Origin of the sequence: Streptomyces sp. NRRL WC-3742, assembly GCF_000720635.1 — a bacterium.
Lineage (GTDB): Bacteria > Actinomycetota > Actinomycetes > Streptomycetales > Streptomycetaceae > Kitasatospora.
In genome coordinates this window covers 1-12,011 of the sequence record NZ_JOCF01000069.1, presented here as the reverse complement: position 1 = coordinate 12,011, position 12,011 = coordinate 1, and the positions used below count along the sequence as shown (strand labels likewise).

Genomic DNA, 12,011 nt, shown 5'->3' with positions numbered 1-12,011 from the left:
CCCGTCAGACAACTCTGCGCCCCTTCCGGACACCCGAGTTGAGTCGTACGCTCGCACCCGCGCCGGGTAGCCCCGGCCCGTCCCCTCCCTCCCGACCGCCCCTCACCGCTTCCCCGTCCCCCGCTCCCGGTACCCCCGTGCCAACCGCTCCCCGGCGGCCCCGTGCCCGGCGCAAGGAGAACCATGACCGACACCGGTCGGCGGGTCCGTCCCCTGCGGACCCTCGACACCCGACCGGCCCGCTACCCCACGCAGGCCCAGGCCGAGTCCGCCGCCCGGCGGCTCGCCCTGCGCCACCCGGACCGCTGCCGGCTGCGCGAAGTGGGCCACTCCCGGGCCGGACGCCCGCTGCTCCTGCTCTCCGTCGACCGCGGCCCCCGCGCCGCCCTGGTCGTCGGCGGCCCCCATCCCAACGAACCCATCGGCACCGCCGGGGCCCTGCGCCTGGCCGAGATCCTGCTCGACCGCCCCGCCCGCCCCGGCCTGTCCTGGCACCTGCTGCTCTGCCTCGACCCGGACGGCGCCGCGCTCGGCTCCGGCTGGCTCGACGGCCCGCTCACCATGCGCCGCCACTACGAGCACTTCTTCCGCCCCTCCTTCGAGGAGCAGCCGGAACTGCTGCCCGCCCCCGGCTCCGGCCGTCCGCCGATGCCGGAGAGTCGGGCGCTGACCGACCTCATCGACGAACTGCGCCCCTTCCTCCAGTGCTCGCTGCACGGCGTCGACTTCGGCGGCGCCTTCGTGCAGCTCACCGGCCCCGTCCCCGGGCTGCCCGAACGCCTCGCCCGCTCCGCCGAGCGCGCCGGGCTGCCCCTGGACCTGGACTGCTACGACGCCATCGGCTGGCCCAGCCCCGCCCCCGGCACCTATCTGATGCCCTCCCCCGGCAGCACCGCCGCCCCCCAGGCCCTGCCGGACGAGCCCGAGCTGTCCACCTGGTCCTACGCGGCCCGGTACGGGGCCGTCACGGCCGTCCTGGAGGTGCCGATGTGGGCCGTGGACGCGGTGGCCGACGCCCGGCCCCACCCCCGGCCCGCCGAAGCCGTGGACGCCGCCGCCCGCGCCCTCGAGACCCGGGCGGCGGAGCTCACGGCCCTGCTCCCCCACGTCCCGGCGCGCGCCCGCGACGAGCACGCGCCGCTGCTGCGCACGGCCGAGTTCAACCTGGCGGTCGGGCCGCGCATGGCCGAGGAGTGGCGGGAGCGGTGGAGCGCCGAGCCGCTGACCGTCGCCCGGGTGACCACCGCCGGGCTGGTCGCGGCCCGCCTGCCCCTACGCGTCGCCTCCCTGCTGCTGCGGCTGCTCGCGGGCGCGCGCGGCGCCGCCGCCGAGGCGGCCAGGGACCGCGCCCGCGCGATCGTCACCGACAGCCTCGACCAGCTGCGCCACCGCTTCGGCGCCCGCTGGGTCCCCGTCCAGGAGCAGCTCGCCCACCAGACCCGCGCCGTCCTCACCACCGCGGACCTGCTGCTCTGACCGCTCCCCGCCCGACACGACAGCGGGCCGGCCCGGGAGACTCCCGGACCGGCCCGAACACCAACGGTCAGGCCGCTATGGGCCGTTGGCTGCGCACCGCCTGCAACAGCCCGATCCCGACCCAGACCGAGAACATCGACGACCCGCCGTACGAGACGAACGGCAGCGGGATGCCCGCCACCGGCATGATGCCCAGGCACATCCCGATGTTCTCGAACGCCTGGAACGAGAACCAGGCGATGATCCCCGCCGCCACGATCGTCCCGTACAGGTCCGTCGCCTGCCGGGCGATCCGGCAGGCCCGCCACAGGATCACGCCGACCAGCGCGATTATCGCCAGGGCGCCGACGAAGCCCAGCTCCTCACCGGCGACGGTGAAGACGAAGTCGGTCTGCTGCTCCGGCACGAACTGCCCTATGGTCTGCGTGCCGTGGAACAGCCCCTTGCCCGTCAGCCCGCCCGAGCCGATCGCGATGCGGGCCTGCGCGGTGTTGTAGCCGACGCCGTTCGGGTCCAGCTGCGGGTTGGCGAAGGCGGCGAAGCGGTCGATCTGGTACTGGCTCAGCAGGCCCAGCTTCCACACCGCGATGCTGCCGCAGACGCCGACCGCGAGCAGCCCGAGCACCCAGCGGTTGGCCGCGCCCGAGCCGAGCAGGATGCCCAGCACGATCGCGGACATCACCATGGTCGACCCGGCGTCCGGCATCAGCAGGACCAGGCCCATCGGCAGGCAGGCCCAGATCAGGCCCCGGAACACCGCCCGGTGCGAGGGGAACTCCCGCTCCCCCGCGTCCACCTGGTCGGAGAGCACGACCGCCATCGCCAGCAGGATCGCCACCTTGGCGAACTCGGCCGGCTGGATCGAGAACCCGCCGCCCAGCTGGATCCACGAGTGCGCGCCGTTGACGGTGGAGCCCAGCGGACTGAGCGTGGCCATCAGCAGCAGGATCACGCCGACGTAGACGAAGGGCACCAGGGTGCGCGTCCGCCGACTCCCTATGGCTATCACCACGGCGCACAGGACCAGGCCGATGACGAAGTTGGTCAGGTGCCGGTACAGGAAGTACTGCGGGTCCCCGTGGGTGAGGTTGTCCCGGCCCTTGGTGGCCGACCAGACCAGTATCGAACCGACCAGCGAGAGCGCGAGCCCGGCGAGCAGCAGTATCCAGTCCAGCCGCCACAGCGGGGAGTCCTTGGCCAGGGCCTTGGAGACCCCGGTGCGCTGCGGAGTCAGCCGCAGCTGCCGGTAGGAGCCGTAGGAGGTCATGCCCGCCCCCTTCCGGGGCCTCGGGTCGGTTCCAGCGCGCTGTCGGCGGCGAGGGGGCTGTACGGCAGCGCGGGCGCGGCCGGAGCGGCGTCGGCCCGGTAGGCGGCCGGCTTGATGATCGCGGTGCCGTCCGGGTTGAACTTGGGCAGCTGCGCCTGCGGCGTGGGCAGCAGCGCCTTCGACGGGTCGATGGTGCCCTTGTCGTCCACCACGCCGTACAGCGCCTGGTAGATCCGGCGCACGGCGTCGCCGGAGCCGCCGGAGCCGGTGCCGCCCTGGCTGATCGTCATGACGACGGCGTAGTCCTTGCTGTACGTGGTCAGCCAGGAGGTGGTCTGCTTGCCCTCGACCTCGGCGGTGCCGGTCTTGGCGTGCAGCTCGATCTTGTTCTGCGGCCAGCCCGCCCCGCCGAACTTCCAGGCGGCGGTGCCGCTGGTGATGACGCCCGCGGTGGCCTGGTTGATGTAGCTGAGCAGCTTCTCGTCACCGGGGAACTTGGCGTCCTCGTGCGGGGCGATCTCGCGGACGAGATCCCCGCCCGGGCTTATGACGGCCTTGGCGATGGTGGGCCGGTAGAACGTGCCGCCGTTGGCCAGCGCCGAGTAGATCCGGGCCATCTGCACGGGGGTGACGAGGGTGTCGCCCTGGCCGATCGCGAAGTTGACGGCGTCACCGGCGCGCATCTGGTAGCCGTCGACGCAGTTCTCCCGGGCGATCTGGTCCGAGAAGCTGTTGCCGCCCTTCTGCGCCTGCGCGCACCAGGCGTCCTTGTTGTTGTCGTAGAAGGACTGCTTCCACTGCCGGTCCGGCACCCGGCCGGTCACCTCGGCCGGCAGGTCGATGCCGGTCTTGGCGCCGAGGCCGAACTGGTGGGCGGTCTTGAAGAACCAGTCGCCCGGGTCCTTCTTGGGCTTGATGCCGCCGTCCTTCATCCACTGGTCGTACGCCAGTCCGTAGAAGACGGTGTCGCAGGAGACCTCGAGCGCCTTCTCCAGGGAGATCGCGCCGAAGTTCTCGCTCTCGAAGTTCTTGAACTCGCGGCCGCCGATGGTCAGGCTCTTCGGGCAGTCGTAGTGGCCGTCCAGCGAGTAGCCGGCCTGCACGGCGGCGGTGGTGGAGATGACCTTGAAGGTCGAGCCGGGGGCGGACTGACCCTGTATGGCGCGGTTCAGCAGCGGGAAGTTGGAGTCCTTGCTGGTCAGCGCCTGGTAGTCCTTGCCGCTGATGCCGCCCACCCACAGGTTGGGGTCGTAGGTCGGGGCGCTGGCCATGGCGACGATCCGCCCGGTGTGCACGTCCATGACGACGGCGGCGCCGGAGTCGGCCTCGTAGTTGCGGTTGGTGACCTTGTCGAAGGTGTTGCGGGCGTCGTTCATGGCCTGGACGAGGTTCTCCTCGACGACCTTCTGCACCCGGGCGTCGATGCTGGTCACCAGGTTGTCGCCGGTCTGCGGGGCGACGGTCCCGGCGGTGCCGATGACCCGGCCGAGGTTGTCCACCTCCAGCTGGGTGATGCCGGCGGTGCCGCGGAGGTCGCGGTCGTACACCGACTCCAGCCCGGCGCGGCCGATCTGGTCGGCCGGGAGGTAGCGGTCGAGGCCCTTCTTGTCGGCGGTCCTGCTCACCTCGTCGTCGGTGACCGGCGAGAGGTAGCCGAGCACCTGGGCGAGGTTGGCGCCCTCGGCGCCGGTGTAGCGGCGCACGGCGGTGGGCTGAGCGGTGACCCCGGGGAAGTCCTCGCGGCGCTCCATTATCTGCATCGCCTGCTGGGTGGTGGCCTCCTTGGTCACCGGGATCGGCTGGTAGGGGGAACCGTTCCAGCAGGGCTGCTGCGTCTTGGCGTCGCAGAGCCGGACCTTCTCCTGCACGTCCTTGGCCAGGATCCCCAGCACGCCCGCCAGCCGGCCGAGCACGGCCTTGCCGCCGTCCTTCTGCTGGAGCAGCGAGGTACGGCTGACGGACACCACCAGCCGGGTCTCGTTGCCGGCCAGGACCCGCCCGGAGGCGTCCAGGATCTCGCCGCGCACGGCCGGCTCGACCACCTCGCGGATGTGGTTGCCGGTCGCCTTGGCGGTGTACTCCTTGGCGTTGCGGATCTGCAGGTACCACAGCCGCCCGCCCAGGGTGGCGAGCAGCGACAGCACCAGGATCTGCAGCACCACCAGACGGATCGTCACCCGCCGGGTACGGCCGGTCTCGGGGATGTTGCTCACGTCTCGTGCGCTCCAGGATGCGGGGAGGTCGAAGGGTCGAGGGGCCCCGAAGGGCTAGGGGCGGCGGGCGAAGCCGGGCATGCGCCGCTTCTTGTACGACGGTCCGGAGGAGACCTCGCGGGTGGTGCGGTAGCGCGCCAGCGTGCCCAGGCCCGGGCCGCCCTCGTCGTTGCCGTCGGCGGCGGTCACCGGGTCGCGGCCGAAGCGGCGGCCGAGCAGCATCACCACGGGCACCACGAAGGGCGCCAGGAGCAGGTCGTACAGCAGGGCGCTGATCACCAGGCCGCCCAGGCCCACGTGCCGGGCGGCGGTGTCGCCGACGAGGGCGCCGACCATCGCGTACAGCAGGGTGGAGGCGATCGCGGCGGCGCCGACGACCATCAGGGCGCTGAGGACGGAGCGCTGGCGGCCGTGGTCGGGGCGCAGCAGTCCGGCGGCGTAGCCCATCAGGCAGAGCACCAGGGCGTAGCGGCCGATCGCGTGGTCCGAGGGCGGGGCGAGGTCGGCGACCAGGCCGGCGAAGAAGCCGACCAGGCAGCCGCCGGTGGGCCCGTACACCAGCGCGAGGCCGATGACGACGAGCAGCAGTATGTCCGGGGTCGCGCCCGGGAGTTGGAGCCGGCCGAAGACGCTGACCTGGAGGATCAGGCCGATCAGGATCAGGGCGGCGGAGACGGGGATGCGGGCGAGGCGCATGGCTCAGTTCCCCCCATTGGGCTTGGCGGGCGGGGCGGCGGGCGCGGTGCCCGGGGCCTGGGGCTGTCCGGGCGCGGGGGCGGGCGGCAGCACGGCGTCGCGCGGGTCGGTGCGCGGCGGCACGACGACCACGCCGATCAGGTCCAGCCGGGTGAACTGGACGAAGGGCTCGACGAGGACGGTCTTGGTCAGCTGCCCGGCGTTGGCCTGGACCTCGGTGACCTTGCCGACCGGCACGCCGGGGACGAACGGGCGCCCGCTCTGCGAGCCGAAGGTGACCAGCCGGTCCCCGGCCTTGACCTGCGCCTTGCCGTTGAGCAGCGAGACCTTCATCGGGCTGTCGCCGCCGCCGGAGGCGAAGCCGATCTCGCCGCTGCCCTCCAGCCGGGTGCCGGCCGAGAAGCCGGGGTCGGAGGCGAGCAGCACGGTGGCGGTGGTCGGGGCGACGGTGGTGATCCGGCCGACCAGGCCCTGTCCGTTGATGACGGTCATGTCGCGGGTGAGGCCGTCGTCGCCGCCGGCGTCGATGGTGATGGTCCAGGAGAAGCCCTGGGCCGGGCCGATCGCGATGACCTGGGCGGCCTTGACGGTGTAGCCGCCGGCGCCGGCGGTGCGCAACAGGTCGTCGAGCTGCTTGCCGCGCCCGCTCGCCATGTCGGAGGAGGCGAGCTTCTGCCGCAGTTCGGTGTTCTCGCGGGCGAGCTGGTCGGCGCGGCCGCTGTCGGTGGTGGCGTCGCGGAAGGCGCGGACGGTGTCGGCGACGGGGTCGACGATGCCGGCCGCGCCGCGCTCGACCGGGCCGAGCGCGCTCGCGGCGGCGCGGCGGGCGCCGCCGAGCGGGGAATCCTCACCGCCCTTGATGTCCACGGTGATCAGCGCGAAGGCGACGGCCACCAGCAGGATGAGCAGTAGCCGGCTCTCTCGTGTGTCCCTCACGGTGCTGGTACTGCCCCTTCGTACCTGGCGGCCGCACGGGGCTGTGAAACCCGGGCGGCCGCCCGTTCAGTCGAGTGTCGGATCTTGCGGAGGTGCCGGGCGGGTCGGCGTACGGTTAACGGCGCGGAGAGGCGTCGAGTACCTGCTGGAGGGCCTCGAACTCCTCGACGCACTTGCCGGAGCCGAGCGCGACGGAGTCGAGCGGGTTCTCGGCGATGTGGATCGGCATGCCGGTCTCGCGGCGCAGCCGCTCGTCCAGGCCGCGCAGCAGGGCGCCGCCGCCGGTGAGCACGATGCCCCGGTCCATGACGTCGCCGGCGAGCTCGGGCGGGCACTGGTCGAGGGTGGTCTTGACGGCGTCGATGATCGAGTTGACCGGCTCGTCGATGGCCTCGCGGACCTCGGCGGCGGAGATGACGACGGTCTTGGGCAGGCCGCTGACGAGGTCGCGGCCGCGGATCTCGGCGTGCTCGTCCTTCTCGCCCTCGAGGCCGAAGGCGCTGCCGATGCTCATCTTGATCTGCTCGGCGCTGCGCTCGCCCAGGAGGAGGGAGTACTCCTTCTTGATGTGCTGGACGATCGCGTTGTCCAGCTCGTCGCCGGCGACCCGGATGGACTGGGCGGTGACGATGCCGCCGAGGGAGATGACGGCGACCTCGGTGGTGCCGCCGCCGATGTCGACGACCATGTTGCCGGTGGCCTCGTGGACGGGCAGGCCCGCGCCGATGGCGGCGGCCATCGGCTCCTCGATGATGTGGACCTGGCGGGCGCCGGCCTGCGAGGAGGCTTCGATGACGGCGCGGCGCTCGACGCCGGTGATGCCGGAGGGCACGCAGACCACGACGCGCGGGCGGGCGAGGTAGCGGCGGCGGTGGATCTTGAGGATGAAGTAGCGCAGCATCCGCTCGGTGATCTCGAAGTCGGCGATCACACCGTCCTTGAGCGGGCGGATGGCGACGATGTTGCCCGGCGTGCGGCCGATCATCTTCTTGGCCTCGGCGCCGACCGCGAGGATGCCGCCGGTGTTGGTGTTGACCGCGACCACGGACGGCTCGTTGAGAACGATGCCCTTGCCCCTGACGTACACCAGCGTGTTGGCAGTTCCGAGGTCGATCGCCAGGTCTCGTCCGATGAACGACAGGTTGCTCGCCATGGGGTGTAGGTGCCTTCCCGGGCTCGGAGTTCATGGAGGGGGGACGAAAGCGCGCGCCAGCGCTTGGGCGGAGACCAGCTGAGCTGCCTTACCGGGCCCTCGAGTCGCGTCCATCGTAGTCACGCCGCGCGGTGGGGACGTCGACGTGGGGCATACCGTCCATTGTCCGGAGCGTGATGGCTTCTCCGAGGATTGGGACGCCGTGTCGGCGACCGCGGTTGCCTATTTCCCGATAAGAATGCCCCGGCCGGGCCAATGGTCCCGACCGGGGCGTGACGAACGGCCCTCAGGCGCGTCGTCCTCGATCTCAGGCGTGAGCCGGGAAGAAGATCTTGATCTCGCGCTCGGCGGACTCCGGGGAGTCGGAGGCGTGGATCAGGTTCTCGCGGGTGATCGTCGCGTAGTCGCCGCGGATGGTGCCGGCGCCGGCCTCCAGCGGGTTGGTGGCCCCGGCGAGCATGCGGATGCCCTTCACGACCTCCTCGCCCTCGACGATCAGCGCGAGCGAGGGGCCGGAGGTCATGAACTCCAGCAGCGGCTCGTAGAACGGGCGGCCGACGTGCTCGGCGTAGTGCTGCTCCAGCGTCGCCCGGTCGAAGGTGCGCAGCTCGACGGCGGCGAAGCGCCAGCCGGCCTTGCGCTCGATGCGGCTGATGATCTCGCCGGCCAGGCCGCGGCGGACGGCGTCGGGCTTGAGCAGGACGAGAGTGCGCTGGGACACGGTGCGTCTCCTCGGGATGGGGATGGGCGGGGAGGGTACGGGGCGAAGATTACCTTGCGTACACGGCGTGTCGGCTTGCCGCCCCGGTGGCGTGGTCTAGGCCGCGGCGGCGGCGGATGCCTCGGCTGCGGCGCGGGCGGCCTTGAACTCGTCGACCTTGCGGCCGTAGTGCACCGAGCACCACCACAGGCCCGCGAAGACCACGCCGAGGCCGAACATGGTCGGCAGGACGAAGCCGGTGGCGATCAGGCCGATCTGCAGCGCCCAGCCGATCTGCACCGCGCCGGGGCGGTTGATCATGCCGCAGAGCGCCAGGCACAGGGCCATGGCGATGCCGCTGACGATCCAGACCGTCGCCGTGGAGACGCTGGAGAGCCGCATCGCGACACAGGCCGCGAAGAGGATCAGGAGCGCCTCGCCGATCAGCGTCGAGGAGCAGAGCGTCCTCATGTCACTTCCTCCCGAGCAGCAGGCGGGCCTCGCCCACCGTGATGACCGAACCGGTGACCAGCACCCCGGCGCCGCCGAGGTCGCCCTCCTCCTCGGCGAGGGAGACGGCGGCGGCGATGGCGTCGTCGAGCCGGGGCTCGACCTGCACGCGGTCCTCGCCGAAGATCTCCACGGCCAGGGCCGCGAGCGTGTCCACGTCCATCGCGCGGTGGGTGGAGTTCTGGGTGATGACGACCTCGGCCAGGATCGGCTCGAAGGCTTCCAGCACGCCGGCCACGTCCTTGTCCCCGGAGGTGCCGATCACGCCGACCAGCCGGGTGAAGCCGAAGGACTCGGTGAGCGCGGCCACGGTGGCCTCGGCGCCGTGCGGGTTGTGCGCGGCGTCCAGGAGGATGGTGGGGCTGCGGCGCACGATCTCGAGGCGACCCGGGGAGGAGACGCCGGCGAAGCCCTGGCGGATCTTGTCCACGTCGAGCTGTCCGCCGCGGGCGCCGCCGACACCGAAGAAGGCTTCGACGGCCGCCAGCGCGAGCGCCGCGTTCTGCGCCTGGTACTCGCCGTGCAGCGGGATGAAGACGTCCTCGTACTCCTCGCCGCCGAGCCCGCGCAGCGTGATCAGCTGGCCGCCGACGGCCAGTTCGCGGCGGATGACGCCGAACTCCATGCCCTCGCGGGCGACGGTGGCGTCCACCTCGACGGCGCGGCGCAGGATGACCTGGGCGGCGTCCAGCTGCTGCTGGGCGACGACGGCGACGGCGCCGGACTTGACGATCCCGGACTTCTCGACGGCGATCTCGCCGGTGGTCTCGCCGAGCTTGTCGGTGTGGTCCAGTCCTATGGGGGTGATCACGGCGACGGACGCGTCGATGACGTTGGTGGCGTCCCAGGAGCCGCCCATGCCGACCTCGACCACGGCGACGTCCACCGGGGCGTCGGCGAAGGCGGCGTAGGCCATGCCGGTCAGCACCTCGAAGAAGGACATCGCCACCGGCTGGGCGGCGTCGACCATCTGCACGTAGGGCTCGATGTCGCGGTAGACCTCGACGAAGCGCTCGGGGGTGATGGGGGCGCCGTCCAGGCTGATCCGCTCGGTGACGGACTCCACGTGCGGGCTGGTGTAGCGGCCGGTGCGCAGCTCGAAGGTGTTGAGCAGCTGCTCGATCATCCGGGCGGTGGAGGTCTTGCCGTTGGTCCCGGTGATGTGGATGGAGGGGAAGGACCGCTGGGGCTGGCCCAGGATGTCCATCAGCGCCTCGATCCGGTCGAGCGAGGGCTCCAGCTTGTTCTCCGGCCAGCGCTTGGAGAGTTCCACCTCGACGTCGCGCAGCGCGTCCGCAGGGGAACCGTCCGCGGGACGGAGGGTGTAGGGGTTCGGGTCGGCCTTGTCGCTCACGACCACAGTCTACGGAGCGGCGGCGGTCCGTCCCGACAGGGTGCGAACGGGGTGAGAACAGCCACTTTGCCCGCTCTTCACCTTTGGTTCGCAGTTCGTTCCCTTTACTATTGATTTAGCGAGTTTGAACGGCAATGGAGCATCGATTCGCAGACACTAGGAGCCATGAGCCTTTGATCTTGAGGAGCGCCCCACCATGCCCGACGCCCTGCACGAGTGGATCCTGCTCCGTCAGGACGCGATCGTCTGGGTCGCCGGGCTGATCTCCCTGGTCCTCGTCGGCTACATGGTCCTCGTCTTCGGCCGCTTCCTCGTCTACTGGGCCGGCTCCCGCCACGCCTTCAGGCACAACGCCCCCGCCGAACCCGGCGACCCCGCCGCCTTCCGGTGGCACCTGGTCATCCCCTGCCGCGACGAGGAGGCCGTGGTCGTCCAGACCCTGGACGGCCTGCGGGCCGGCGCCCCCGAGGCCCACCTGTGGGTCATCGACGACGACAGCGAGGACGCCACCCGCGAGCTCGTCCTCGCCGCCGCCGCGCACGACCCGCGCGTCCACCTCGTCCAGCGCCGCCGCCCCCACGCCCGGATCGGCAAGGGCGCCGCCCTCAACGCCGCCTACCGCGAGATCTCCGCCTGGCTGCCCGAGGGCACCGACCGCTCCCGCGTCGTCATCGGCGTCGTCGACGCGGACGGACAGCTCGACCCGGGCACCCTCGCCCAGGTCTGCAACGCCAAGGCCCTCGGCCGCCCCGACACCGGCGCCGTCCAGATCGGCGTACGGATGCGCAACGCCGACGACGAACTCCCCCTGCCCGGGCGCGGCCGCGCCGCCAACGCCCTCGCCCGCGCCCTCGTGCGGATGCAGGACGTCGAGTTCCAGGCCAACAATGCCGGCATGCAGCTGCTTCGCCGGCGCACCGGCAGCGTGGGCCTCGGCGGCAACGGCCAGTTCGTCCGGCTCACCGCCCTCGACTCCCTCACCGCCGAGGAGGGCCGCGCCGGACGCCCCTGGCCCGAACGCGCCCTGCTGGAGGACTACGAGTCCGGCCTCGACCTGCGCCTGGCCGGCTGGCGGCTCACCCACGTCAGCGAGACCAGCGTCTCCCAGGAGGGCCTGATCTCGCCGCGGCGCTTCCTCACCCAGCGCACCCGCTGGGCCCAGGGCAACATCCAGTGCCTGCGCTACACCGGCCGGGTGCTGCGCTCCCCGCACTACACCGCGGCCGGCAAGGCCGAGGTGATGTACACCTTCCTCCAGCCCGTGGTCTGCGTGCTGCTGGTGCTGCTCCTGCCGCTCTCCCTCGGGATCACCGGCGCCGGCCTGGTGCTCTTCCCCGAGGAGACCGCCGAGTTCCAGCTGCGCTTCGGGCCGTGGATGCTGCTCGCCTTCGTCCTCGCCACCCTGCCGATGGTGTTCTGGGGCTTCGCCTACCGCCGCCTCGTCCACCCCGACCGCAGCCGGCTCACCGCGCTGCTGTGGGGCGTCCTGGTCTGGCTGTACGCCTACCACCTCTTCGTCGTCGCGACCCGCGGCGCCGCCCGGGTGCTGCTCGGCCGCAACGGCTGGGCCAAGACCCGGCGCAACGCCGAGAAGGTCACCCTCGGCGCCCCCACCGCCCTCGAGTCCTGAGCCTCCCGAGCCCCGCCCCCGCCTGCCTCCCCGCCCGCCACCCCGCCGCCACCCGGAGCCCCGCATGAGCCTGTGC

General features: G+C 72.0%; 10 protein-coding genes. 2 read left to right on the top strand and 8 right to left on the bottom strand.

Annotated elements, in window-relative coordinates:
- Positions 1-183: 183 nt before the first annotated feature.
- On the top strand, positions 184-1,476 hold the full coding sequence (locus tag IH61_RS49770) for a M14 family zinc carboxypeptidase (RefSeq protein ID WP_051838408.1): 1,293 nt from the start codon (positions 184-186) through the stop codon (positions 1,474-1,476).
- 67 nt (positions 1,477-1,543) lie between these two features.
- Here IH61_RS49770 and rodA read toward each other — a convergent pair whose 3' ends face one another.
- The 8 genes from rodA to folC form a co-directional block, all read right to left on the bottom strand.
- Positions 1,544-2,743 carry a rod shape-determining protein RodA gene (gene rodA, locus IH61_RS0131255; RefSeq protein WP_031076015.1) on the bottom strand — a complete coding sequence of 400 codons (1,200 nt, stop codon included), beginning with the start codon at positions 2,741-2,743 and terminating at the stop codon, positions 1,544-1,546.
- The gene (mrdA, locus tag IH61_RS0131250) at positions 2,740-4,956 is read right to left on the bottom strand and encodes a penicillin-binding protein 2 (RefSeq protein WP_031076014.1); all 2,217 of its coding nucleotides are present in this window, start codon (positions 4,954-4,956) and stop codon (positions 2,740-2,742) included. The genes rodA and mrdA overlap by 4 nt, the downstream gene beginning before the upstream one ends.
- 54 nt (positions 4,957-5,010) lie before the next feature.
- The gene (mreD, locus tag IH61_RS0131245; protein WP_037973610.1) at positions 5,011-5,652 is read right to left on the bottom strand and encodes a rod shape-determining protein MreD; all 642 of its coding nucleotides are present in this window, start codon (positions 5,650-5,652) and stop codon (positions 5,011-5,013) included.
- Positions 5,653-5,655: 3 nt separating this feature from the next.
- Positions 5,656-6,588, bottom strand: coding sequence for a rod shape-determining protein MreC (gene mreC, locus IH61_RS0131240; RefSeq protein ID WP_031076010.1), 933 nt, complete (start codon positions 6,586-6,588; stop codon positions 5,656-5,658).
- Positions 6,589-6,703: 115 nt separating this feature from the next.
- Positions 6,704-7,729: a rod shape-determining protein gene (locus IH61_RS0131235; protein ID WP_031076009.1), complete on the bottom strand. Its 1,026-nt coding sequence runs from the start codon at positions 7,727-7,729 to the stop codon at positions 6,704-6,706.
- A gap of 319 nt (positions 7,730-8,048) precedes the next feature.
- On the bottom strand, positions 8,049-8,462 hold the full coding sequence (ndk, locus tag IH61_RS0131230) for a nucleoside-diphosphate kinase (RefSeq protein WP_031076007.1): 414 nt from the start codon (positions 8,460-8,462) through the stop codon (positions 8,049-8,051).
- Between the two features lie 96 nt (positions 8,463-8,558).
- Positions 8,559-8,912: a DUF4233 domain-containing protein gene (locus IH61_RS0131225; RefSeq protein ID WP_031076006.1), complete on the bottom strand. Its 354-nt coding sequence runs from the start codon at positions 8,910-8,912 to the stop codon at positions 8,559-8,561.
- Between the two features lies 1 nt (position 8,913).
- Entirely contained in the window at positions 8,914-10,305 is a 1,392-nt protein-coding gene (gene folC, locus IH61_RS0131220; protein ID WP_031076004.1) for a bifunctional tetrahydrofolate synthase/dihydrofolate synthase, read from the bottom strand.
- A 196-nt stretch (positions 10,306-10,501) separates the two neighbouring features.
- Between folC and IH61_RS0131215 the strand changes: the two genes are divergently transcribed.
- Positions 10,502-11,935 carry a glycosyltransferase family 2 protein gene (locus tag IH61_RS0131215; RefSeq protein ID WP_078911531.1) on the top strand — a complete coding sequence of 478 codons (1,434 nt, stop codon included), beginning with the start codon at positions 10,502-10,504 and terminating at the stop codon, positions 11,933-11,935.
- The last annotated feature ends 76 nt before the right edge of the window (positions 11,936-12,011 follow it).